We start from the raw sequence: 23118 nt of genomic DNA, 5'->3' as shown, positions 1-23118 counted from the left end.
ATACGACACAGGTTTGGCGGAAACCGGCTGGCAATGCCGCGTCAGCCTGTCATGGTCGCAACGTTATGCGCCTGATCGTCTCCTTTGCCGCCCTGTTCCTCTCCGTCATCCTGCTGCAGCTGTCCACGGGGGGCGTCGGCCCGCTCGATGCGATCTCCGGCCTGACGCTCAACTTCACCAAGGAGCAGATCGGCCTCCTCGGCTCGGCCCATTTCTTCGGCTTCTTCATCGGCTGCTGGTGGGCGCCGCGGCTGATGGGCAATGTCGGCCATTCCCGCGCCTTTGCGGTCTGTACCGCACTGGGGGCAATGGGCCTCTTGGGCCACACGCTGACGGAAAACCCCTATGCCTGGGCGGCAATGCGGATCGCTTCCGGCCTTTGCGTGGCCGGCGCCTATACGGTGATCGAGGCCTGGCTGAACGCCAAGGTCACCAATGAAAACCGCGGCCGTGCCATGGGCACCTACCGGATTGCCGACATGAGTGCATCGCTGGCGGCGCAGCTGATCATCGCGGTGCTGCCGCCTGCGGTTTACATCTCTTACAATCTTCTGGCCGTGGTGTGCTGTGCGGCCCTGCTGCCGCTCACGCTGACCAAGGCCAGCCAGCCGGAAACCCCCGACGCCCCCCGGTTGCGCCCCAAACTGGCGTGGCGCTGTTCACCGCTGGCAGTGGCAGGCGTGATCGTTTCGGCGCTCAGCTCCGCCTCCTTCCGGATGGTCGGCCCGGTCTATGGCCAGGAGGTCGGTCTGGAAATCGGCCAGATCGCCTTCTTCCTTGCCTCTTTCGTCCTGGGCGGCGCGCTGGCGCAGTATCCGATGGGCTGGCTCGCCGACAAATACGACCGCCGCTGGGTGCTAATCTGGCTGTCCGGCATCGCCATCCTCAGCTGCGCTATTACCATGGCCGCCAGCGGCACCGGCACTCTGGGCGTGATGCTGGCAGCCGGGTTCTTCGGCTTCACCACTTTCCCGATCTTCTCGGTCTCTGCCGCCCATGCCAACGACTTTGCCACGTCTGCCGAACGGGTTGAGCTGTCGGCCGCGCTGATGTTCTGGTACGCGCTTGGCGCCATCGCCTCGCCCTATGTCTCCTCGGCGCTGATCGACAGCTTCGGCCCGACGGCGCTGTTTGCCTATGTCGCCTGCGGCCACTTGGCTCTGATCGCCTTTGGCCTCAGCCGGATGAAAGTCCGCGCCACCCCGGCAGAGCGCACCAGCTATGTCTATGCGCCGCGCACCTCCTTCACTATCGGCCGCCTGCTGAAACGCTCACGCGAGGGGCGCTAGCGCCCCTCCCCAAGGGCAGGCTGCTGCGTGGGTTGAAGGCCGTTCCGCAGCTTGAACAACAGCCGCTGCAGGGCTTCCAGCTCAGCCAGAGTCAATCCGGTCTGGCCGATCATGCAGGCTGTCACCTCCGGGGCTTTTGCCGCGAGCGCCCTGCCCTGCGCCGTCAGCCGAACCTCCACAGCGCGCCCATCCGACGCGCTCTTGCAGCGGGTGACATGGCCCATGGCCTCCAGCCGCTTGACGAGCGGAGTCAGCGTGCTGGTTTCCATCCCCAGCTTCTGCGCCAGCGCATTCACCATCTGGCTGTCTTCCTCCCACAACAGAGTCAGTGTGATATATTGCGGATAGGTCAGGCCCAGCTTCTTCAAATGCGGCGCGTAGGCCCGGTTCACCGCATGAGAGGCTGTATAAAGCCCAAAACAGAACAGATCGCCTGCACGGTTTGGAACGTCGGACGGTTTCATGATCAGCCCCATTAAATATCGCGCACGATTCACTTCTTGACTCCGGTCCCGGCCGCCGTCAATGTCTGAATATAGGTCGCGCACGATACAAATTGGAGACAACATGTCCTGGCTACCCAACCTGAAAACCGCAACACCAGAAGAAGGCTACCAGCTGGCAATCAAACTTTCGCGGATGGCGGTGAAACTGACCCAGCCCGATGAAGACGCACGCAACAAGATGCGGCCGGGATATGCCAGCAACTACGACAGCCTGATTGCCGTGTCGCATGTAGTGGCGGTGAATTTCCAAACCGTATCGCAGGCCAACAACTACTGGCGTTGAACAGCCTGCGGCAGCCACCACTCACCCGCACAAGAAAAGAGGGCTGGTTTCCCGGCCCTCTTTTCATTTTTCCTGCGGCATTCAGTCCTTGGCAGCTTCCACAGCCTCCGGCGCCTGAGCCTTTCCGGCTGCGCCATTCAGCAAAGGCACCTCCGCCGCCGCGGTATCGTCTGCGTCAACACCCAGCGCCTGGCTGGCAACTCCGCTGACACCGTTTTCCATCGACAGGCCCAGTTCCTCGCCCAGCTTTTTCAGCGCAGGCATCTGCACGGCCATGCCCATGATCGAATCCAGCGCCTGGTTCACCACCGGCTTTTCGCCGTTGCTGGCAGCACCTGCCGCGGTATAGGGCGCACCGGCACCGATGCCGCTGACCTGGTGGATCTTGATCGAGTCGATCTTCTCAGCCGGCTTCACCATCTCGCTGATGATCGCGGGCATCGCCTCGATCCGGGCCAGGTCGATCTTCATCCGGACCAGCTCACCCGACAGGGCGTTTTCCGCATCGACAATCGCCCGCTTGCCTTCCGCCTCAGCCAGCATGTCATTCTTCTTGGCCTCGGCCCGGATATTGAGCGCATCCGCTTCGGCCTGCGCTTCCTCGCGGCGGGCTTCGGCGCGGTCGGCGGCCGCTTCCTTCTCTGCCTGTGCCGCCAGGCGGATGCCGGTCGCCTGACGCTCGGCTTCGCGGGTGGCCTCAATCAGGGTGATCTGCTTCAGACGCTCGGCCTCGGCCACCTGGCGGGCAGTTGCCACCGCTTCGGTTGCCTTGGTTGCCTCGGCCCGGGCCAGGTCTGCAGACGCCCGCGCACGGCTTTCCTCCTCGGACTTCTGCGCGATGATGATCTGGCGCTCCTGCTCCGCCACTTCCAGTTCGCGTTCCTTTGCGATTTCCGCCTCGCGGACAGCGCGTTCCTTGGCGATTTCAGCGTCGCGGATCTTGGCTTCGCGGGCGATGTCCGCCGAACGGATGGCCTCTTCACGTGCAATCCGGGCGCGTTCGGTCTCGCGCATCGAGTCCTCGCGCCGCTGGGCGATCTCTGCCTCCTGCGCCGCCTTCATGGTCTCGACCTGCTTGGCCTGTTCAATCTTGGCCTGCTCTTCGTCCTGTTCGATAGCCAGGCGCTGGCGCTCCGCCTCCATCGCCGCACGGCGCACTGCGACCTCAGCCTCAGCATCAATCTGCGCGCGCTCCTTCTTGGAGGTGGCAATCACCTCCGCCAGCTTGCGCATGCCCACCGCGTTAAAGGCGTTGTTCTCATCCAGCGCCTCGAACGGGGTCTGGTCCAATGCGGTCAGCGACACCGATTCCAACGACAAACCATTCTTCAGAAGGTCCTCGGACACGGCATTCTGCACCTCTTGAACAAAGTCGGCACGGTTTTCGTGCAGCCCGTCCATGGTCATCTGCGCCGCAACCGCGCGCAGGCCGTCCACCAGCTTGCCCTCGATCATCTCGCGCAGCTGCTCCACATCAAAGGTGCGGTCGCCCAGTGTCTGCGCGGCGCGGGCGATGCCCTCAACCGTCGCCATAACAGAGACGTAGAACTCGACGCCAACATCAACGCGCATCCGGTCTTTGGTGATCAGCGCGCCGTCATTGTTGCGCTGCACTTCCAGACGCAGGGTCTTCATGTTGACCGGGCTCACCTCATGCAGCAGCGGCACCACCAGAACGCCGCCATCCATGATGACTTTCTTTCCGTTAGCCCCGGTCCGCACCAGGCTGATCTCGCGGGATGACCGTTTGTAAAGCCGGCCCAGAACCAGGCCGAAGACCAGAAGAAAGACAAGAGCGCTCACCACTACAATGAGCATGAATTGAAGTTCCATGCGGAATGCCTCCTTGGATAATAGGATTTCAGTGTTTTTTTGGTTTCAGTGAGCCGGACGGACCAGTCCGGCAGGTTATTCAGACAGTGCGATCAGCACAAAGCGGTCCTTGCGGCGGTCGCGCATCACCAGCACCTCGGTGCCCTGGGCCAGTTCCTCGCCTGCAGCGAAAGGTTCAGCGCGCAGGTAATGGGCGTTGCCGTAACCATCCATGACGCGCACCTCGGCCGGGCGTCCTGCGGCCGCGGTTCCCTGAGTGATCACCCCGCGGCGGCGGCCCAGACTGCGCTCTGACAGCGCCTCTGTTTCGGTTTGCGGCAAAGCCCTGGCAAAGATCCCGCCGAAGCCGCGCGCGAACCACAGGCCAAAGGCGCCTGCGGGCAGTGCCGCCATCCAGACAGGCGCTGTAAAGCCCAGATAAGACGTCAGCACCATCTGCAGGCCAATGCCGCTGAGGCCGAACCCCATCAGGACTGCCGCCAGCCAGATCAGCATCGGCATCCGCCCCAGACCCAGCCAGGACGCCAGGCTGCCCGAAGCGTCTGCAGCTCCGGCATTGTCCAGCGCATCCGCACCGTCGATATCCGCAAGATCTATGTCTCCCAGATCGCCCAACGCGTCCGCAGCGGCATCAGCACCCAAATCGCCGGCATCGGGAAACCCGCCTGCGCCGGCCCCATCTGCACCGTCTATCCCCGCTTCGCCATCACCGCTGATCAGGCTGCCGCCAAGCAGCAAAGCCGCAAGCTCCAGGGCCGCCAGCCCGCCCAGCAGGGCGAGTGCAAGGGAGAACGGCGCAAATGCGCCATCAAGCAGAAAGTTGAACACCGATGGAATGCCTCTCAAATGTATGCCGTGGCATACAAATCATATGGTAACGCTCTTGTGAGCTTTCAAGGGTTTAAGATAGAGTTTCACAACCCCTGAGTGCGCCAGCCCGGATTGCAGTTCAAGCATGAACTGCACGCCCGCCTCTTATTTCCAGCGAATTCTGCAGGCGGGGTTCCCGCCGCCTGCGCCATGCGTTAGACGGGCCTTTGACGTATTACCTGGATGGATGGCATGGCACGCATTCTGATCACTTCGGCGATCCCCTATATCAACGGGATCAAGCATCTGGGCAACCTGGTGGGAAGCCAGCTGCCGGCCGACCTTTACGCCCGTTTCCAGCGCGGACGCGGCAATGAGGTGATGTTCCTCTGCGCCACCGACGAGCACGGCACCCCGGCGGAACTGGCCGCAGCCAAAGCCAACCAGCCGGTGGCGGAATACTGCGCTGCGATGCATGAGACCCAGGCGGAAATCGCCAAGGGCTTTGCCCTGTCGTTTGATCATTTCGGCCGCTCCTCCAGCCCGCAGAACCACGCGCTGACCCAGCATTTCGCCGGCAAGCTGGCTGAGGCAGGCCTGATCCGCGAAGTGACCGAAAAACAGGTCTACTCCAACGCTGACGGCCGCTTCCTGCCCGACCGCTATATCGAAGGCACCTGCCCCAACTGCGGCTATGAAAAGGCCCGCGGCGACCAATGCGAGGAATGCACCAAGCAACTGGACCCGACAGACCTGATCAACCCGCGCTCGGCAGTTTCCGGCTCCACCGACCTGGAAGTGCGCGAGACCAAGCACCTGTATCTGTGCCAGTCGCAGCTGAAGGATCAGCTTGACGCCTGGATTGACAGCAAGAACGACTGGCCGGTGCTGACCACCTCCATCGCCAAGAAGTGGCTGCATGACGGCGACGGCCTGCAGGACCGCGGCATCACCCGCGACTTGGACTGGGGCGTGCCGGTCAAGAAAGGCGGTGAGGACTGGCCGGGCATGGAAGGCAAGGTCTTTTACGTCTGGTTCGACGCACCGATCGAATATATCGCGGCCTCTCGCGAATGGGCTGATGCCAACGGCAAATCCGACGCCGACTGGCAGCGCTGGTGGCGCACCGACAAGGGCGCCGAGGACGTCAAATACGTCCAGTTCATGGGCAAGGACAACGTCCCCTTCCACACCCTGTCCTTCCCGGCCACCATCCTCGGCTCCGGCGAGCCGTGGAAGATGGTCGATCACCTGAAGTCTTTCAACTACCTGAACTACGACGGCGGCCAGTTCTCCACCAGCCAAGGCCGCGGCGTCTTCATGGACCAGGCGCTGGAGATCCTTCCCGCGGATTACTGGCGCTGGTGGCTGCTGTCCCACGCTCCCGAAAGCAGCGACTCTGAATTCACCTGGGAGAACTTCCAGCAGTCGGTGAACAAGGATCTGGCCGACGTGCTGGGCAACTTCGTCAGCCGCATCACCAAATTCTGCCGTTCCAAATTCGGTGAAGAGGTTCCGGCAGGCGGGGAATACGGCGCGCAGGAGCAGGCGCTGATTGACGAACTCACCACCCGCATCCGCGCCTATGAGGGCCATATGGAATCGATGGAGGTCCGCAAATCGGCGCAGGAGCTGCGGGCGATCTGGGTTGCCGGAAATGAATACCTGCAGTCCGCCGCGCCCTGGTCGGTGTTCAAGGAAGACCCCGAACGTGCCGCTGCGCAGGTGCGCCTGGGCCTCAATCTGATCCGCCTTTACGCCGTGCTGTCCGCCCCTTTCATCCCGCAGGCCTCAGACACCCTGATGGCAGCGCTGAACTCGGATGACCGCAGCTGGCCTGACGATGTAGCGGCGGCTCTGTCGGCCCTGCCTGCGGGCCATGGCTTCACGGTGCCGGAGGTGCTGTTTGCCAAGATCACCGACGAGCAGCGCGAAGAGTGGCAGGAACGTTTCTCTGGAACCCGCGCCTGAAGCAACAGGAAATAACTGGTATGAAGGCCGCCCCAGGGGCGGCCTTTTCTTTTGCCATCCTCTTGCCGTTGCGCAAAATTTATTTCCGACTAAAAAACTCGGATTGACATAGGTGAGTAAATAAATCAGGTATACAGCATTCCAGCCAGCCTGACTCAGATCGGGCGAGCCCGAGTGACATTCAATCAACCGAGATCGCCCCCATGCCGACCAGTGTGCGCCGCCCCAGCGGCCCTGACATCAAGGAACCGGAGTCCGAGGACATGCGCCAATTGTGGCCGCAGGTCTTTGCACCCTCCGGTGCATTGTCCGGTTTTTGTCTGGAATGGCTTCTGGACAGGGCGGAATTCAGCGATGGGCGCACGTCATGAACCAGATTACTTCCAAACCTGTCCCGACTGAGGCCACCGCCGAGGTCTTCCCGACTTATCACGCAGAGGACCTGACCCGCGGCGGCACCCAGGCCCGTATCCTGTTGAACGGCCAGATCTATTCGCTGCGCATCACCCGCGCAGGCAAGCTGATCCTGACCAAATGAGCGGCGCAGCTCTCCATCCCCGCGGCGGGGTCACCGTCGGCACCCTGTCGGACCTGCCGCCGCTGGAGGCCGGCGCGGTAATCTACCTGCGCCATTGGTTTTCCGGCGAGGAGACCCGGGCGCAGATGCGCCGTGATTTCGAGGTGAACTTCGGCCCCGAACTCGCCGATGCCGCCTTTGAGGCCTTTGGTTACTTGTGCAATTTCTGCGCCGCCCATGGCCGCCGCCCGCTGGTGCGCCACGGCATGACCTGCAGATGCCTGGGCGCGGATGAAAACTGCTTTGCCAACCTGCTGGCTTCGGCCGCGGAAGGCCAGCAGGACGACGCCCACGTGCTGGCCTCGCTGATCGTCACCCCGCGCAAGGTGCCGGAGCTTGCGCAGCTTGCCTCTGACTGCGGGCTGCTGATGCAGCAGATCATGGGTCTGCAACCGCCCGCACAGCCGGTCCGCCCGGACACCGCCACACTCCACTGAACTTTTATCGAACCTAAGGACTTAGCTGATGAAAACCGTCTTTTTAGCGGGCGCTGCCCTCACCGGTCTAACCGTTGGCTCCACCGCTGGCCTGGCCGCTGACAAGGCGGCGGTGCTAACCAACTACGCCAATATCGCCGAAGCAAAGTACCAGGATAGCCTGGCCACCGCGCAGGTGCTCAAGGCCACCGTCGACACGCTGGTGGCGCAGCCGTCGGCTGAAAACCTGGAAGCCGCCCGTGCCGCCTGGATCGCGGCCCGCGTGCCCTATCAGCAATCCGAGGTGTTCCGCTTCGGCAATCCCATCGTAGACGATTGGGAAGGCAAGGTGAACGCCTGGCCGCTCGACGAAGGGCTGATCGACTATGTGGATGCGTCATATGGCGGCCCTAGCGACGAAAACACCCTGGCAGCACTGAATGTGATCGCCAATCCCAGTTTTGAGCTGTCCGGCAGGGTGGTCGACGCTGCCAGGATCACCCCGGAACTGCTGGAAGGCGCCCTGCACGAGGCTGACGGGATCGAGGCCAATGTCGCCACCGGCTACCACGCCATCGAATTCCTGCTCTGGGGCCAGGACCTGAAAGGGACTGAGCACGGCACCGGCGACCGGCCCTGGACCGATTACGCGCAGGGCGACACCTGCACCGGCGGCAACTGCGGTCGCCGCGGCGAATATCTGCAGGCGGCGACCGATCTGCTGATTTCCGATCTGGAGTGGATCACCGCGCAATGGGGCGAGGCCGGCGACGCCCGCGCCGCACTGCTGGCGGATGAGGACGCAGGCATCACCGCGATGCTGACCGGCATGGGCTCATTGTCCTACGGTGAACAGGCAGGTGAGCGGATGCGTCTGGGCCTGATGCTGAACGACCCGGAGGAAGAGCACGACTGCTTCTCCGACAACACCCACAACAGCCACTACTACGATGGGTTGGGCGTGCAGAACGTCTACCTCGGCGAATACGTGCGGGTGAACGGCGAACTGGTATCCGGCCCCTCCCTATCGGATCTGGTGACCGAAAAAGACGCCACGTTGGACTCGGAGTTGCGCACCAAGCTGTCCGCCACCATGCTGGCACTTGGCCGCATCAAAACCGCTGCAGAGGCCGGCTTCTCATATGACCAGATGCTGGCGCAGGGCAATGAGGCCGGCGAAGCGCTTGTCATGGGCGGCGTCAACGGGCTGATCGGCCAGACCCGCTCAATTGAACGTGTGGTGTCCGCGCTGAAGCTGGATGGCGTTGCATTCGAAGGCTCCGACAGTCTCGACAACCCCTCGGCCGTCTTCAACTGAACGTATTCAAACCACAGATCACATCTGAGAAGGGCCGCGTTTTCTGTGGTCCTTCCTGTGTTGCCAGCAGACATCCGTCAATTCCTTAGTGTTTCACTCTGAATAACACTTGAAACCCCAGTAATTTTGTCGGATATATTTTCCAACGGAATCACTTGGCCTTTGCGGCCAGCAGGCAAGGACGCAGGCAGCATGATCGTTTGCCACTGCACACAGATCTCGGACCACGATATCCGCGCCGCCATCGACTGGATGCGAAGCGCCGACCCTGAAACGATAATCACTCCCGGCAAGATCTATCACGCGCTGGGAAAATCCGCCGATTGCGGCGGTTGCATGCCGCTTTTCCTCGACACCATGCGTGCCAGCAGTAAGCTGGAAGTACCTGCGCAGCTTGCGAATTTACGCGCTGGAATAATTCGGGAGAAGAATAATGAAGGGCGACGCCAAGGTTATCGACCATCTGAACAAGGCTCTGCGGCATGAGCTGACGGCGGTCAGCCAGTACTGGCTGCATTACCGGCTGCAGGACGATTGGGGCCTGGGCAGCATGGCCAAGAAAAGCCGCGAGGAAAGCATCGAGGAGATGCAGCACGCGGACAAATTGATTGAAAGGATTTTGTTCCTGGGCGGCCACCCGAACCTGCAAAAGCTTGACCCGTTGCGGATTGGCCAGACCCCCAAAGAAACCCTCGAATGCGACCTTGCTGCCGAAGTGGACGCCCGTGCGCTCTACAAGGAAGCCCGCGACGCCTGCAACACCGCGGGCGACTATGTCACCCAAAAGCTGTTTGAAGACCTGATGGCCGACGAAGAAGGCCATATCGATTTCCTTGAGACACAGCTTGAACTGCATGACCGGATCGGTGCCGAAAACTATGCCCAGCTCAACGCCACAAAGATGGCAGAGGTTGAAGACTAACATTGCACTGGCTGCCGCGCTTGCGGCGGCCAGCCCCGTTGCGGCGCTGGACCTGGCCAGCCAGTACCAGGCAGAGCCGCACCTCTCCCCCCTGCCCCGCACTGATGCCGAACGCGCCCGGATTGCCGGAGCGGTTGCGCCCGCCGCGGATTTCTCGGCGGCAGAGCCGTTTGAAAACCTGCCCGCAGGCGCCGCCACCGTGCGCGCCCGATCGGATGACGAGGCATTCTCGCAACATTCCGCCAACCTCAGCTTTGAACAGGAATTGGAATTCAAGCTCGGCAACGGGCTGTTCAAGAAGATCTGGGTGTTCTCGCCCGCCTCGACCAAGGCCTCGGACGGGCTTGGCCCGCTCTACAACGCACGGTCTTGCCAGCGCTGCCATCTGAAGGACGGGCGCGGCCACGTGCCGGAGCAGCCGGACTACAGTTCAACAACCATGTTCCTGCGGATTTCCGTCCCCGGCCCGGTGCCGCCGGAGATGCAAGAGATCACAGACTACATCGGCACCGCGCAGGATCCGAACTATGGCAACCAGCTGCAGGATTTCTCAGCCCCCGGCGTCGCGCCGGAGTACAAGCTGCAGGTCGCATACGAGGAAATCGAGGTCGCCCTGAATGGCAATGAGACCGCCACCCTGCGCCGCCCCAGCTATACCGCTGCCGATCTCGGCTATGGCCCGCTGGCGGACGGCGCGATGCTCAGCCCCCGCGTGGCGCCGCCGATGATCGGCCTGGGCCTGCTGGAAGCGATCCCTGCCGCGGACATCCTCGCCCATGCAGACGAGGAAGACGCCAACGGCGACGGCATCTCCGGCCGCGCCAATCTGGTCTGGTCGCGGGAATTCCACCAGATCATGCTGGGCCGTTTCGGGCTGAAAGCCGGCTCGCCAACCGTGCATGAGCAATCCGCAGGCGCGTTTTCCGGTGATATCGGCATCTCCACCCCGCTGTTCCCGGCCCACGCGGGCGAATGCACCGATCTGCAAGCGGCCTGCCAATCCGCTCCGCATGGCGGCGGTGATTCCCGTGAAACCGAGATCGACCAGCCCAATATGGATCTGGTGACCTTCTACAGCCGCAACCTCGGCGTGCCCGCCCGCCGCGGCACCGGCGACCCCGAAATTCTTCGCGGGAAACAGGTGTTTTATGATACGGGCTGCGCCTCCTGCCATGTGCCGAAATACGTGACTCACCGGTTGACAGACCGTCCGGAGCAGAGTTTCCAGCTGATCTGGCCCTACTCCGACCTGTTGCTGCACGACATGGGCGAGGGTCTGGCCGACAACCGCCCCGAAGGCCGCGCCACGGGCCGCGAATGGCGCACCGCACCGCTCTGGGGCATTGGCCTGACGCAGCAGGTGTCGCCCCGCGCAACCTTCCTGCACGACGGCCGCGCCCGCACCTTGCTGGAAGCCGTCCTGTGGCATGGCGGCGAAGCCGAAGCCGCGAAAGCCCGCGTTGTAGAGCTGCCGCCGCAGGAACGTGCCGCCCTGATTTCTTTCCTGGAGAGCCTCTGATGCGCGCCTTGGCCCTTGCCCTGGCCCTCGCGGCAGCGCCTGCAGCCGCATCCGATCTCTCCAGCAGCATTACCAACCAGCTGATTGTCCCGGCCTTTGCGGCGCTTGAAGCGGATACAGCCGCGCTGGCCAATGCTGCCCAAGCCAATTGCGCGCCGAAGTCCGGATCCCTGCGCGCAGCCTATGGCGAGGCCTTTGACGCCTGGATTGCCGCCAGCCACTACCGCTTCGGCCCGACGGAAACGGACAGCCGCGCCTTTGCGCTGGCCTTCTGGCCCGACAGCCGCGGCAAAACCCCCAAGGCCCTGGCCGCCCTGATCCGCAGCGAGGATGAGGGCATCACCGACCCGGCCGCATTCGCCAGCTATAGCATCGCCGCCCGCGGGTTTTACGCGCTGGAATACCTCCTGTACGACCCCGAACTCTCCTCCGCCGGCAGCGCGGAATACCGCTGCACCCTGACCCGCGCCATCAGCGCGGATATAGCTGCCACATCGCAGGCCATCGCCGCGGATTGGGAGGCGAACTACGCCACCGAAATGCGCGCACCCGCCGCCCGCTACCGCAGCGAAGACGAAATCACCCAGGAACTGCTGAAGGCGCTGACGACCGGACTGCAGGTCTTGGACGACATGCGCCTGGGCCGCCCGCTCGGCACCTATGACAAGCCCCGCCCTGGCCGTGCCGAGGCCCGCCGCTCCGGGCGCAGCCTGCGCCATGTGCTGCTGTCGCTGAACGCGATGGAGCCGCTGGCGCTGGCCTTGGCGCAGGATGATGTTGCCCTGAAGGCTGACCTCTTGCACGGCTTTCAAAAGGTCCGCAACCGCGCCGAAGCGCTGAACGACCTTGTCTTTGCAGGTGTCGCGGACCCCGACGCCCGCATCCGGATTGAGGCCCTGCGCCAGCAGGTGAAAGACCTTCGCGCGCTTGCCTCTGAACGCCTTGGCCCGGCTCTCGGCGTGGCCGCAGGTTTCAATTCGCTTGACGGCGACTGACGGAAGGGACCCCGCCATGACCTCGCGCCGCGGATTTCTGGTCGGCCTGGTGGCCTCCGCCCTTATCCCGCGACCCAGCTGGGCCGCTGCGGGCAGCCCGGCCTTCCTGTCCGCCGGCAAAGAAACCAGCGGCGACTTCCTGCTGGCGGGCCTCACCGAAACCGGCAAAATCCTGTTCCGCCACCCCCTGCCCGGCCGCGGCCACGCGGCAGCAGCGCATCCCAGCCGTCCGGAGGCCGTCGCCTTTGCCCGCCGCCCGGGCCGGTTTGCCGATGTGATCGACTGCCGCACCGGTTCCGTCCTCGCCCGGCTGGAGCCGCCTGCAGGCCACCACTTCTACGGCCACGGTGTGTTTTCGCCGGACGGCAGCCGCTTGTTCACCACCGAGAACGACTATGAAAACGCCCGCGGCGTGATCGGCGTCTGGGAGGCCCGCGGCGACTACCGCCGTATTGCTGTTTTCCCCTCCGGCGGCATAGGACCGCACGATATGCTTTTGCGCCGCGATGCGCCGGGGCTGGCGGTGGCCAATGGCGGCATCGAGACCCACCCCGACAGCGGTCGCGCCAAGCTGAACCTTGCCGACATGCGCCCGAACCTCAGCTATCTGAGCTTCGAGGGTCAACTGAAGGACCAGATGGAACTGCCGCAGGAGTTGCACCTGAACTCGATCCGGCACTTGGCTATGCGCGCGGATGGCACCGTAGGCTTTGCCATGCAGTGGCAGGGAGACCTGGGAGAGCAAGTCCCCACCGCGGGCCTGCATAATCCCGGCAGCGCCCCCTTCCTGCTGGCCGAGGACGACGCGCGGGTGCTGAACATGCAGGGCTACGGCGGCTCCATTGCGTTTTCCGCCGACGGCAGCCAGATCGGCGTCACCTCCCCCCGCGGCGGCGTGCTGCAGGTGATGGACACTGTCAGCGGTATGCTGCTGCAGGAACACAGGATGAGCGACGTCTGCGGGCTGGCCGCCGCCGCAGGAGGGTTCACCGCCAGCACCGGAACCGGCCAGTTCTATGCCATCTCTAATACAGGACTGCAGCTGCTGCACCGCGCGGATCTGGCTTGGGACAATCACCTGATCCCGCTCAACTGACACACGGCAAACAAGACACTCATGGGCGCACCAGAAATGGCGCCCCCTTTCGCTTTAGACGAAAGCGAAAAGATGCGAAAACAAATGATGACCCTCCGCACCCAATGCGCTATAGAATCGCAGCGAAAGGAAAGCATATGGATGCACTGGGCCGTCAAAACGAAATCATCTCACTCTTGAACCGGTATGACCGGGTTGAGGTCGAGGATCTCTCCCGCCGCTTTGGCGTCTCCCTGCAGACCGTGCGCGCAGACCTGCGCGACCTGTCGGCCCGCGGCGCGCTGTCCCGCGTGCATGGGGGTGCCGTCCGCGTTAGCTCCGCCGCCAGCCAGGGCTACGAGGACCGGCGCAAGCTGAACGCCGGCAACAAACTGGCGATGGCCGCTCTGGCGGCAGAGCTGATCCCCGACAACTGCTCGCTTTCGCTCAACATCGGCACCTCCACCGAACAGGTTGCCCGGGCGCTGTCCAGCCACAGCGGCCTCACCGTTCTTTCCAACAATATAAACATTATCAACATGATGATGGGCGGACAGGCCAAGGAGCTGATCCTGGCCGGCGGCACCGTCCGGCAGAGCGACGGCGCTATCGTCGGCCAGGACGCGATGGATTTCTTCGCCCGCTACAAGGTGGATTTCGCCGTCATCGGCGCCTCCGCCCTGGACGCTGATGGCGCAGTGATGGACCACGACGCCCGCGAGGTTTCGGTCGCCCGCGCAATCCTGACAAACGCCCGCCAAAAAGTGCTGGTCTGCGACGGCAGCAAGTTCGGCCGCTCCGCACCAGTGCGCATTTGTGAAGTGGCGGATCTGGATGTCGTCATCACCGACCGCCCGGTTCCCGCAGAATTTGCCGAAGCCGCACAGGCGGCCGGCACCCGCATCCTGACCGCAGGACAAAACGAAAGCAGTGAAAATGACTGACACGCCTTTTACGGACCTCTTCATCATCGGCGGCGGCATCAACGGCTGCGGCATCGCCCGCGACGCCGCGGGCCGCGGGTTGTCGGTGACGCTGGCAGAGATGAATGACCTCGCCTCGGCCACCTCCTCGGCCTCGACCAAACTGTTCCATGGCGGCTTGCGTTATCTGGAGTACTTCGAGTTCCGCCTGGTGCGCGAAGCGCTGATCGAGCGCGAGGTGCTCTTGAAGGCAATGCCGCATATCTCCTGGCCGATGCGGTTCGTGCTGCCGTTTCACAAAGACATGCGGTTCGACAGCGAGACACCGACCTCCAAGCTGCTCACAACCTTCATGCCATGGATGAAGGGCCGCCGCCCGGCCTGGCTGATCCGTCTGGGACTGTTCCTGTATGACAGCCTGGGCAAACGCGGCATTCTGCCCGGCACAGCGAAACTGGACCTAGCCGCCGACCCGGCGGGCCGCCCTCTGAAGGACAAGTTCAAGACCGCCTTTGAATACTCCGACTGCTGGATCGAGGATGCCCGTCTGGTGGTACTGAACGCCCGCGACGCACAGGCCCGCGGCGCCGAGATTCTGACCCGGACCAAGGTGCTGTCCGCCGAGCGCCGCGCTGATCACTGGGTGATCACCCTGCAGGATCAGGCCAGCGGCGACACCCAACAGCGCCGCGCGAAAATGCTGGTCAATGCAGGCGGGCCATGGGTTGCCGACGTGCTGCACCAGAAGCTGGGCCAAAACAGCCGCGAAAACATCCGCCTGGTGCGCGGCAGCCATATCGTGGTGCCGAAACTGTTCGACCACGGCCGCTGCTATTTCTTCCAAGGCACCGACGGGCGGATCATTTTTGCCATTCCCTATGAGGAAGACTTCACCCTGATCGGCACCACCGACGCCGATCATCCGGATCCGGAGACCGCACCGGAATGCACTGCAGCCGAGCAGGACTATCTGATTGATTTCGCGTCCGGGTACTTCAATCAGCCGCTGAGCCGCGACGATATCGTCTGGACCTACTCCGGCGTGCGCCCGCTCTATGATGACGGTGCCAGCTCTGCCACCGCGGCGACCCGCGAGTATGTGCTGACACTGGATCAGGCCCAGGCGCCTCTCCTGAATGTCTTCGGCGGCAAGATCACCACCTACCGCAAGCTGGCGGAGGCCGCGCTGGCAAAGATCGGCGAAGTGTTCCCCCAGCTGCCCGCGGACTGGACCGCAGGCATTGCCCTGCCCGGCGGTGATTTTGCGGTGGCGGATGTGGAAAAGCTGCAAGGCAAACTCGCAGCGGACTATCCGTTCCTGTCTCCCTACGGAACCCGCCGCCTGATCCGCGCTTATGGCTCTGAGGCCTGGGAAGTGCTGGGCGATGCCAAGTCTGCCGCTGATCTGGGGCAAGACTTCGGCGCCACCATCACAGCGCGGGAACTGGATTGGGCGATTGGCCGCGAGTGGGTGCGAACAGGCGACGACTACCTGTGGCGGCGGACCAAGCTGGGGCTGCGGCTGGATGAAGCCCAGCGCGCGGCGGTGGATGCCTATATTCAAGGAAAAGCGTCACAGCTCGCGGCATAACGCAAAGGGGGCGTGCCAACGCGAGCTGCGGCGCGGCCCGGCCTGCCGGCCGGGCGAAAGTTCTTAAAATTCCACGCCCTTCTGCGCCTTCACACCGGCGCGGAACGGATGCTTGATCTGCCCCATTTCGGTCACCAGATCGGCGATCTCGATCAGCTCTTCCTTGGCGTTGCGGCCCGTCAGCACCACATGGGTCATCGGTGGCTTCTGCTCCACCAGGAACTCAAGCACCTCCTCCAGGTCCAGGTACTCATAGCGCAGGGCGATGTTAATCTCATCCAGCAGCACCATCGTGTTGCGCTCGTCCAGGATCATCTCCTTGGCCTTTTCCCAGCCCTTCTGGGCGGCGGCGATATCGCGGGCCTTGTCCTGGGTCTCCCAGGTGAAGCCCTCGCCCATCGCATAGAACTGGCAGAGATCGCTGAAGTTTTCCTCGATCAGGGTCCGCTCACCGGTCTGCCAGGCGCCCTTGATGAACTGCACCACTGCGGACGGCATCCCATGCGCGATACAGCGCATGATCATTCCGAAACCCGAAGAGGATTTGCCCTTGCCAGGACCGGTGTGAACAATGATCAGGCCCTTCTCGCCCTCCTTCGTCTTCATCATGCGATCACGCGCGGCCTTCTTCTTGGCCATCTTCGATGCGTGACGGGCGGCTTCTTCTTCTGAAATGCCGGTTTCGGACTTTTCGCTCATGGGGCTCTCCAGCTGTTTGGCCCCATGTCTTGACAAAGAAGCCCGCCATAGCGCAAGGGGGTTCAGCTGGTTCCTGTGAAAACAGGCGAAGAGGGAATGTGAAGGCTTTCAAGAAGCTCAAGCACAGCCGCCCCCGCGACCGTGACCGGATGAGGCCGCCATGCCACTGGGAAAACACCCGGGAAGGCAGGATGGCCGGCAAGGCGTGCGCCTTGGCATCCGCAAGCCGGGAGACCTGCCAGCGAGAGAGAGATCAACGGGCAGACGGGGTGTTCTGCGACCGGGTGAGAGGCTGGCACGATACAGCTTCTTTCTGGCCATCCCGCACGCCCTGCCGCGACAGGAGACGCGCCAATGGCTGACGACATGGCAGAAAAGACTGCCAGCACCCCGGGACCGGTCACATTGACCGTTTGCCTTACCTGCCGCCGCGAAGGCGCCGACCCTGAGGCCGCCCGCCCCGGCGCCATCCTGCACGCCGCCCTGGAAGAGGCCGGGATGCCCGAAGGCGTCCGCCTGCGCGGTGTCGAATGCCTGTCCTCCTGCAAACGCGGCTGCGCTGTTGCCCTGATCGGCGGCGAGGAACGCTGGACCTATGTTTATGGCGACCTCGACCCGGACCAGCACGTTCCCGAGATTTTGGAAGGCGCCGCCGCCTATGCCTCCACCGCTGACGGCGTCGTGCCGTGGCGCGAGCGTCCGCAGACCTTCCGCAAGCAATCCGTTGCCCGCATCCCGCCGGCCAAGTTCTTCTCCGAGGAGTAAACATGAGCGACCTCAACAAGATCCCCGTCACCGTCATCACCGGCTTTCTGGGCGCTGGGAAAACAACGCTGATCCGCCACCTGATGCAGAACCCGCAGGGCAAGCGTCTGGCGGTTGTGGTCAATGAGTTCGGCACGGCCGGCGTCGATGGCGATATCCTGAAGTCCTGCGCTGATGAGAACTGCCCGGCGGAGAACATCATGGAGCTGGCCAACGGCTGCATCTGCTGCACCGTGGCGGATGACTTCATCCCCACCATCGAACAGCTGATGGACCTGCCGGAAAAGCCAGATCACATCGTGATCGAAACCTCCGGCCTCGCCCTGCCCAAGCCGCTCTTGAAGGCGTTCGACTGGCCCGCGATCCGCTCCCGCATCACTGTCGACGGCGTGATCGCCCTGGCCGATGCCGAAGCGGTTGCCAAGGGCCAGTTTGCACCTGACCTGGACGCTGTGCAGGCCCAGCGCGAGGCCGATGACAGCATCGACCACGAAACCCCGCTGTCCGAGGTGTTCGAGGACCAGATCTCCTGCGCCGACATCGTGCTCTTGTCCAAGGCCGATCTGGCCGGCGACGCAGGCGTCGAGAAGGCCCGTTCGGTGATCGAATCCGAGGCGCCCCGCAAACTGCCGATCCTGCCGATGAGCGAAGGCGTCATCGACCCGCGCATTATCCTGGGCTTGGGTGCGGCAGCCGAGGACGATCTGGAAGCCCGCCCCAGCCACCACGACGGCCACCACGACCACGAGCATGACGATTTTGAAAGCATCGTTGTCGAAATGGGCGAAGTCTCCGACCCGGAAGCACTGCAGAATGCCATCGTGAAACTTGCCCGCGAGCGCAACATCCTGCGCGTCAAGGGCTATGTCGCGGTGGAGGGGAAACCGATGCGGATGCTGGTTCAGGCCGTGGGCGAGCGCCTGCGCGCCCAGTACGATCAGCCCTGGGGTGCGCAGCCGCGCAAGACCGCCCTGGTGGTCATCGCCGAGCACGACGACATCGACGAACAGGCCATCCGCGCCGAGCTGGGGGCCTGAAGCTGATGCCGGTCTGGCGCATCAATTCACATGACAGTGCCCGGCCGCAGGCCGGGCTGCGCCCGACCCTCCCGTCAAACCAAAGGTTTGCCTCCGGCAAAATGGGAGGGCGCATTCGCCCCCTCCCAGGCTCGGGCGCAGCCCTCAGAGCGCCCATTGCTTACCAGAATACAAAGGCCTGACCCATGCACGTCGTCTTCCGCGAAAGCCACGGCCTTGACGAGACCGACACCCCGCAGGACCTCGGGCAGACGCCTGCGGACCTTGTGGTTCTGTCGTTTTCCGACAGCGACCTCGGCGCCTTCGCGGCCGGCTGGCACCGCGCGGACGGCAAACTGCCCTCCCTGCGCCTCGCCAACCTGGTGGCGCTCAAGCACCCGTTGTCGGTAGACGTCTACGCGGAACAAACGCTGGAGGGCGCCAAGGGCGTCCTCGTCCGTCTGATCGGCGGCGAAAGCTACTGGTCCTATGGCCTTGCCACCCTGCAGGATCTCGCCCGCCGCAAGGGTATCGCACTGGCGATCCTGCCCGCCGACGGGCGCGAGGACGCGCGGCTGGATGAGCTCTCCACCCTGCCCGTCTCCACCCTGCACCGCCTGCAATCCCTTTGCGACGCCGGCGGCGCCGTCGCCGCTCAGGCCGCGCTGGCCCAGTTGTCGCTCGCCGCGGGGCTTTACGCAGGCCCAGTGCTTGGCCTCAAATCCATGCCTCAGCACGGCTTCTACGATCCGGCCAAGGGCGTGCTCGCGGATCTGCCGCCGCAGGACAAACCGCTGGTGCTGGTGAGCTTCTACCGCTCCTACCTCACCGCTGCCGATACCGCGCCGGTGGATGCGCTGATCGAGGAACTGCGCACCCGCGGCTACGCCGCCTATGGTACCTTTGCGGCCAGCCTAAAGGCCCCCTCCGCCGCAGACTGGCTGCGCGAAAAACTACCCGCCCTGAACCCGGCCGCCATCATCAACGCCACCGCGTTTTCCGCCCAAGGCACCGACGGCAGCGCCTCGCCACTTTCCGTAACCGGCTGCCCGGTGTTCCAAGTCGCTCTATCCACCGCCCGCAAAAGGGACTGGGCCGAGGCCGACCGCGGGCTGTCGCCTGCCGACCTCGCGATGCATGTCGTCCTGCCTGAGGTCGACGGCCGCATCTTCGCAGGCGTTGTCAGCTTCAAATCGCCGGGCAAGAAGGACCCGGACCTGCAATACTCCCGCTTTGCCCACCGTGCCGACGCGGGCCGCATCAAGGCTGCCGTGGACCGTGTAGAGGGCTGGCTGCGCCTCGCCAAGCTGGCGAATGCAGACAAACGCCTCGCCTTGATCCTCTCCACCTATCCCGGCCGCGACCACAACCTGGCCCATGCCGTCGGCCTCGACGCACTGGCCTCCTGCGACGAGATCTTGGGTGAGCTGGCCGCCCAGGGCTACGCCGTCGAAGCGCTCGAAAACACCGGTCTGCGCCTGATGGAAGAGACCCTCAGCGTCCCGCTGGAGGACTACCGCCAGGCCCTCTCCACCTTGCCGCAAGACCTGCAGGGCACATTGGCTGAGGCCTGGGGGGACCCGGAAGAAGACATTGACTGCCGTAATGGCGCCCTTCATTTCAAAGCCTTGCACGCAGGCAACGCCCTGATCGCGCTGCAGCCCGAGCGCGGCGAGGTGAAAACCCGGGTCGACGACTACCACGATCTCGACCGCACCCCGCGCCATGCCTATGTGGCGTTTTACCTGTGGCTGCGGGAGCAAACCGACGCCCTCATCCACATCGGCGCCCACGGCACGCTGGAATGGCTGCCGGGCAAGGCAGTCGCGCTGTCGGGTGCCTGCTGGCCCGAGGTTCTGACCGGCCCGCTGCCCGTCGCCTACCCGTTCATCGTCAATGACCCCGGCGAGGCCGCCCAGGCCAAGCGCCGTATCGGCGCCGTCACCATCGGCCACCTGCCTCCGCCGCTGGGGCAAACAAACCTGCCCGAGGGCATGGCGCGGCTCGAAAGCCTGCTAGACGAATACTCCACCGCCGACGGCCTCGACCCGGCCCGCCGCGACCGGCTGATCGGCGACATCCGCGCCGAAGCGCAGGGCACCGGCGTGGAGGCCGACCTCGGCCTCACGCCCGACACGTCCCCTGCCGAGGCAATCACCCGCATCGACGCCTTTGTCTGCGACATCAAGGAAAGCCAGTACGGCGAGGGGCTGCATGTTTTCGGCGCCGGCCAATGCGGGGCGGAGGAACGCGCCGGGCTGATTGCCGCGCTGGACGGCAGGATCGTCACCCCCGGCCCCTCCGGCTCCCCCTTCCGCGGCCGCGCCGATGTGATCCCCACGGGGCGCAACCTCTTTACCACCGACCCGCGGGCGGTGCCGTCGCGGGCGGCGCATGCGCAAGGGGTCAAACTGGCGGAAGAACTGCTGCGCCGCCACCTCCAGGACCACGGCGACTGGCCCAAGGGGCTGGTGATCGACCTCTGGGGCTCCGCCACCATGCGCACCGCGGGTGAGGAGTTTGCCATGGCGCTGCACCTTGCGGGCCTCGCGCCCAAGTGGGACGAAGGCTCCGAACGCGTCTCCGGCTTTGAGGTGCTGCCGCTGCCGATGCTGAACCGCCCGCGCATCGACGTGACTCTGCGCGTGTCCGGCCTTTTCCGCGATGTCTTCCCAGGCCTTGCCCAGATGTTCGAAAGTGCCGCCGCCGCGCTGGCCGCCCGCGAGGAAACCCAGGCCGACAACCCCTATCTCACTGAAACACCTCGTGTCTTCGGCCCCAAGCCTGGCCAGTACGGGCTGTCGATGAACCCGCATCTGGATGATTATTCCGACGCAGCGCGCGCGGCAGCGGGTGAGGCTTGGCTCAACGCGTCCTCCCACGCCATCGACGCCAAGGGCATCATCACAGACGCCCGCGCGGCGCTGGAAACCCGCCTGCAGGGCGCTGACAGCTTTGTGCATCTGCAGGACCTGCCGGAAACCGACCTGCTGATCGCCTCCGATTATGCCGCCCATGAGGCAGGTTTTGCCGCCGCCATGGCCCGCATCGGCCAAAAGGCTCCGGCGCTCTACCACATGGACGCCACCCGCCCGGACAAGCCGCAGGCGCGCAGCTTGGGCGAGGAAATCGCCCGCGTCACCCGCGCCCGCGCCGCCAACCCGGACTGGGCGACCTCTATGATGGGTCACGGCTTCCGCGGCGCGGCTGAGATTGCAGCCACACTCGATCACATGGCTGCCTTTGCACATCTGGCGCAAGTGGTGCAGCCGCATCTGTTTGATCTCTATTTTGAGGCCACCCTGGGCCGTGACGATCTGGTGGCTTTCATGGAGCGCAAAAACCCCGAAGCTCTGCAGGCCATGCGCGACCGCTTCCGGGCGCTGTTCGAAGCAGGCCTATGGAGCACCCGGCGCAATTCCATCATGGCAGAACTGGAGGGCGCAGCATGAGTGCCGCCACCCCCAAGGTCTATGGCTGGTGCCCTGGCGCCTTGCGGCCTATGATGTCCGGTGACGGGCTGGTGGTGCGTGTGCGTGCGCCGCTGGGGCGGCTGACACAGGATCAGGCCCGCGAAGTCGCGCGGCTGTCGGAAGCCTACGGAAACGGCTTGCTGGATATTTCCGCCCGTGCCAATCTGCAGATGCGCGGCATCCGTGAAGAGGCGCATGAGGAGCTGATCAATGCTTTGCGTGATCTGGGGCTGATAGACCCGGACGCACAGGCCGAAGCCCGCCGCAATGTTCTTCTGTCTCCTTTCTGGGCAAAGGGCGACGACACCCATGCCATCGCATCCGAGCTGGGCGCGGCGCTGAGCGCGGCAACGGACCTAACCCTGCCAGGCAAATTTGGCTTTGCCGTGGATTGCGGCCTCGCGCCCGTTCTGCAGGGCATTTCAGCTGACATCCGCATAGAGCGCTCTGGCGCCACTCTGCTCCTGCGCGCAGACGGTGCGGACACCGGCAAGCCCGTTACACGTGAATCCGCCGTGCCCGAAGCCCTGGCGCTTGCCCGATGGTTTCTGGAACAGGGCGGCGCGCCTGAGGGGCGCGGCAGAATGCACCGTCTTATCGCGCGCCGCGGGCCGCCGGCGGCGCATGCTGCACCGGTGGCAAGAACCGCTTTCACCGCAACACCAAGCATTGTTCACGCAGGGGCGCTTGCCGCTTTGGAGTTCGGCCAGATGCCCGCAGCGACGCTCGCGCAATTGGCAGGCCATGGGCCGATCCGCCTCACCCCGTGGCGGATGCTGCTGGTGGAAAGCCCGGAGAACCTGCCGCCCCTGCCCGGCCTGATCCTGGATGCGGCCGACCCGCGCCTGCAAGTCACCGCCTGCACCGGCGCACCCGGTTGCCTGCAGGCGCTATCGGCGACCCGCAATCTGGCCCGTGACCTGGCTCCGCATGTCCCCGCGGGGACCCGCCTGCATGTCTCCGGCTGCGCCAAAGGCTGCGCTTGCCCGGACGCCGCGCCGCTGACCCTGACCGCCACCGGCAAAAACGAATTCTCCCTGATCCGCAATGGCACTGCCGCGGATCAGCCGCTAAAGACCCGCCTGAGCGCCGCCGTACTGCGCGCCGCTCCCGAACTTCTGAAAGAGGGCAGCTGAC

General features: G+C 64.1%; 21 protein-coding genes and 1 riboswitch. Of the genes, 17 read left to right on the top strand and 4 right to left on the bottom strand.

Annotation, left to right across the window (positions count from 1 at the left end):
- The first annotated feature begins 65 nt into the window (after positions 1–65).
- Positions 66–1289, top strand: a complete 1224-nt coding sequence (locus N6L27_RS08165; protein ID WP_271906750.1) for an MFS transporter — start codon at positions 66–68, stop codon at positions 1287–1289.
- Here N6L27_RS08165 and N6L27_RS08160 read toward each other — a convergent pair.
- A complete protein-coding gene (locus tag N6L27_RS08160; protein WP_271906749.1) occupies positions 1286–1753 on the bottom strand; it encodes a MarR family winged helix-turn-helix transcriptional regulator in 468 nt (155 codons plus the stop codon). The two genes, N6L27_RS08165 and N6L27_RS08160, sit on opposite strands and share 4 nt — an antisense overlap.
- Before the next feature lie 103 nt (positions 1754–1856).
- Here N6L27_RS08160 and N6L27_RS08155 point away from each other — a divergent pair, with 103 nt between their 5' ends.
- Positions 1857–2078 carry a hexameric tyrosine-coordinated heme protein gene (locus N6L27_RS08155; RefSeq protein WP_271906747.1) on the top strand — a complete coding sequence of 74 codons (222 nt, stop codon included), beginning with the start codon at positions 1857–1859 and terminating at the stop codon, positions 2076–2078.
- An 81-nt stretch (positions 2079–2159) separates the two neighbouring features.
- On the opposite strand, the gene N6L27_RS08150 is transcribed toward N6L27_RS08155, so the two are convergent.
- Positions 2160–3911, bottom strand: a complete 1752-nt coding sequence (locus N6L27_RS08150) for a flotillin family protein (RefSeq protein WP_271906746.1) — start codon at positions 3909–3911, stop codon at positions 2160–2162.
- Positions 3912–3986: 75 nt separating this feature from the next.
- Positions 3987–4739, bottom strand: coding sequence for an OB-fold-containig protein (locus tag N6L27_RS08145; RefSeq protein ID WP_271906745.1), 753 nt, complete (start codon positions 4737–4739; stop codon positions 3987–3989).
- 234 nt (positions 4740–4973) lie between these two features.
- Here N6L27_RS08145 and metG point away from each other — a divergent pair, with 234 nt between their 5' ends.
- The 11 genes from metG to glpD all read left to right on the top strand — a co-directional run bounded on the left by metG (position 4974) and on the right by glpD (position 16028).
- Complete coding sequence (gene metG / locus N6L27_RS08140) at positions 4974–6692, top strand: methionine--tRNA ligase (protein WP_271906744.1); 1719 nt, start codon at positions 4974–4976, stop codon at positions 6690–6692.
- 367 nt (positions 6693–7059) lie between these two features.
- On the top strand, positions 7060–7230 hold the full coding sequence (gene hemP, locus N6L27_RS08135) for a hemin uptake protein HemP (RefSeq protein ID WP_019297511.1): 171 nt from the start codon (positions 7060–7062) through the stop codon (positions 7228–7230).
- Positions 7227–7706 carry a hypothetical protein gene (locus tag N6L27_RS08130; RefSeq protein WP_271906743.1) on the top strand — a complete coding sequence of 160 codons (480 nt, stop codon included), beginning with the start codon at positions 7227–7229 and terminating at the stop codon, positions 7704–7706. The genes hemP and N6L27_RS08130 overlap by 4 nt, the downstream gene beginning before the upstream one ends.
- A 28-nt stretch (positions 7707–7734) precedes the next feature.
- Positions 7735–9003, top strand: a complete 1269-nt coding sequence (locus tag N6L27_RS08125; RefSeq protein ID WP_271906742.1) for an imelysin family protein — start codon at positions 7735–7737, stop codon at positions 9001–9003.
- Positions 9004–9195: 192 nt separating this feature from the next.
- On the top strand, positions 9196–9489 hold the full coding sequence (locus N6L27_RS08120; RefSeq protein ID WP_271907096.1) for a (2Fe-2S)-binding protein: 294 nt from the start codon (positions 9196–9198) through the stop codon (positions 9487–9489).
- On the top strand, positions 9437–9925 hold the full coding sequence (gene bfr / locus N6L27_RS08115; RefSeq protein ID WP_271906740.1) for a bacterioferritin: 489 nt from the start codon (positions 9437–9439) through the stop codon (positions 9923–9925). Before N6L27_RS08120 ends, bfr begins: the two co-directional genes overlap by 53 nt.
- Positions 9915–11444, top strand: coding sequence for a di-heme oxidoreductase family protein (locus N6L27_RS08110; protein ID WP_271906739.1), 1530 nt, complete (start codon positions 9915–9917; stop codon positions 11442–11444). Before bfr ends, N6L27_RS08110 begins: the two co-directional genes overlap by 11 nt.
- A complete protein-coding gene (locus N6L27_RS08105; RefSeq protein ID WP_271906738.1) occupies positions 11444–12439 on the top strand; it encodes an imelysin family protein in 996 nt (331 codons plus the stop codon). Before N6L27_RS08110 ends, N6L27_RS08105 begins: the two co-directional genes overlap by 1 nt.
- A gap of 16 nt (positions 12440–12455) precedes the next feature.
- On the top strand, positions 12456–13535 hold the full coding sequence (locus N6L27_RS08100; protein ID WP_271906737.1) for a DUF1513 domain-containing protein: 1080 nt from the start codon (positions 12456–12458) through the stop codon (positions 13533–13535).
- A gap of 137 nt (positions 13536–13672) precedes the next feature.
- Entirely contained in the window at positions 13673–14458 is a 786-nt protein-coding gene (locus N6L27_RS08095) for a DeoR/GlpR family DNA-binding transcription regulator (RefSeq protein WP_271906736.1), read from the top strand.
- Positions 14451–16028, top strand: coding sequence for a glycerol-3-phosphate dehydrogenase (glpD, locus tag N6L27_RS08090; protein WP_271906735.1), 1578 nt, complete (start codon positions 14451–14453; stop codon positions 16026–16028). Before N6L27_RS08095 ends, glpD begins: the two co-directional genes overlap by 8 nt.
- A 63-nt stretch (positions 16029–16091) precedes the next feature.
- Here glpD and cobO read toward each other — a convergent pair whose 3' ends face one another.
- Entirely contained in the window at positions 16092–16727 is a 636-nt protein-coding gene (gene cobO / locus N6L27_RS08085; RefSeq protein WP_039173313.1) for a cob(I)yrinic acid a,c-diamide adenosyltransferase, read from the bottom strand.
- 50 nt (positions 16728–16777) lie between these two features.
- Positions 16778–16984, top strand: a riboswitch (cobalamin riboswitch).
- Between the two features lie 97 nt (positions 16985–17081).
- Here cobO and N6L27_RS08080 point away from each other — a divergent pair.
- The 4 genes from N6L27_RS08080 (at position 17082) to cobG (ending at position 23117) form a co-directional block, all read left to right on the top strand.
- Complete coding sequence (locus tag N6L27_RS08080) at positions 17082–17492, top strand: DUF1636 domain-containing protein (RefSeq protein WP_271906734.1); 411 nt, start codon at positions 17082–17084, stop codon at positions 17490–17492.
- A gap of 2 nt (positions 17493–17494) precedes the next feature.
- On the top strand, positions 17495–18529 hold the full coding sequence (gene cobW / locus N6L27_RS08075; RefSeq protein ID WP_271906733.1) for a cobalamin biosynthesis protein CobW: 1035 nt from the start codon (positions 17495–17497) through the stop codon (positions 18527–18529).
- 185 nt (positions 18530–18714) lie between these two features.
- Positions 18715–21960 carry a cobaltochelatase subunit CobN gene (cobN, locus tag N6L27_RS08070; RefSeq protein WP_271906732.1) on the top strand — a complete coding sequence of 1082 codons (3246 nt, stop codon included), beginning with the start codon at positions 18715–18717 and terminating at the stop codon, positions 21958–21960.
- Positions 21957–23117: a precorrin-3B synthase gene (cobG, locus tag N6L27_RS08065; RefSeq protein ID WP_271906731.1), complete on the top strand. Its 1161-nt coding sequence runs from the start codon at positions 21957–21959 to the stop codon at positions 23115–23117. Before cobN ends, cobG begins: the two co-directional genes overlap by 4 nt.
- Position 23118: the final 1 nt, after the last annotated feature.

Origin of the sequence: Leisingera sp. SS27 (assembly GCF_028368855.1) — a bacterium.
Lineage (GTDB): Bacteria > Pseudomonadota > Alphaproteobacteria > Rhodobacterales > Rhodobacteraceae > Leisingera.
The sequence above is the reverse complement of the archived record's forward strand: the minus strand, read 5'-3'. Positions and strand labels throughout refer to the sequence as shown.

Excerpts from the sequence above, each read along its gene's own strand:
- N6L27_RS08095 (WP_271906736.1), top strand. The coding sequence starts at position 13,673 with ATGGATGCACTGGGCCGTCAAAACGAAATCATCTCACTCTTGAACCGG.
- N6L27_RS08150 (WP_271906746.1), bottom strand. The coding sequence starts at position 3,911 with ATGGAACTTCAATTCATGCTCATTGTAGTGGTGAGCGCTCTTGTCTTT.
- N6L27_RS08160 (WP_271906749.1), bottom strand. The coding sequence starts at position 1,753 with ATGAAACCGTCCGACGTTCCAAACCGTGCAGGCGATCTGTTCTGTTTT.
- cobG (WP_271906731.1), top strand. The coding sequence starts at position 21,957 with ATGAGTGCCGCCACCCCCAAGGTCTATGGCTGGTGCCCTGGCGCCTTG.
- cobW (WP_271906733.1), top strand. The coding sequence starts at position 17,495 with ATGAGCGACCTCAACAAGATCCCCGTCACCGTCATCACCGGCTTTCTG.
- N6L27_RS08165 (WP_271906750.1), top strand. The coding sequence starts at position 66 with ATGCGCCTGATCGTCTCCTTTGCCGCCCTGTTCCTCTCCGTCATCCTG.
- cobN (WP_271906732.1), top strand. The coding sequence starts at position 18,715 with ATGCACGTCGTCTTCCGCGAAAGCCACGGCCTTGACGAGACCGACACC.
- N6L27_RS08130 (WP_271906743.1), top strand. The coding sequence starts at position 7,227 with ATGAGCGGCGCAGCTCTCCATCCCCGCGGCGGGGTCACCGTCGGCACC.
- metG (WP_271906744.1), top strand. The coding sequence starts at position 4,974 with ATGGCACGCATTCTGATCACTTCGGCGATCCCCTATATCAACGGGATC.
- cobO (WP_039173313.1), bottom strand. The coding sequence starts at position 16,727 with ATGAGCGAAAAGTCCGAAACCGGCATTTCAGAAGAAGAAGCCGCCCGT.
- N6L27_RS08155 (WP_271906747.1), top strand. The coding sequence starts at position 1,857 with ATGTCCTGGCTACCCAACCTGAAAACCGCAACACCAGAAGAAGGCTAC.
- N6L27_RS08125 (WP_271906742.1), top strand. The coding sequence starts at position 7,735 with ATGAAAACCGTCTTTTTAGCGGGCGCTGCCCTCACCGGTCTAACCGTT.
- hemP (WP_019297511.1), top strand. The coding sequence starts at position 7,060 with ATGAACCAGATTACTTCCAAACCTGTCCCGACTGAGGCCACCGCCGAG.
- N6L27_RS08120 (WP_271907096.1), top strand. The coding sequence starts at position 9,196 with ATGATCGTTTGCCACTGCACACAGATCTCGGACCACGATATCCGCGCC.
- N6L27_RS08105 (WP_271906738.1), top strand. The coding sequence starts at position 11,444 with ATGCGCGCCTTGGCCCTTGCCCTGGCCCTCGCGGCAGCGCCTGCAGCC.
- bfr (WP_271906740.1), top strand. The coding sequence starts at position 9,437 with ATGAAGGGCGACGCCAAGGTTATCGACCATCTGAACAAGGCTCTGCGG.
- N6L27_RS08100 (WP_271906737.1), top strand. The coding sequence starts at position 12,456 with ATGACCTCGCGCCGCGGATTTCTGGTCGGCCTGGTGGCCTCCGCCCTT.
- N6L27_RS08080 (WP_271906734.1), top strand. The coding sequence starts at position 17,082 with ATGGCTGACGACATGGCAGAAAAGACTGCCAGCACCCCGGGACCGGTC.
- glpD (WP_271906735.1), top strand. The coding sequence starts at position 14,451 with ATGACTGACACGCCTTTTACGGACCTCTTCATCATCGGCGGCGGCATC.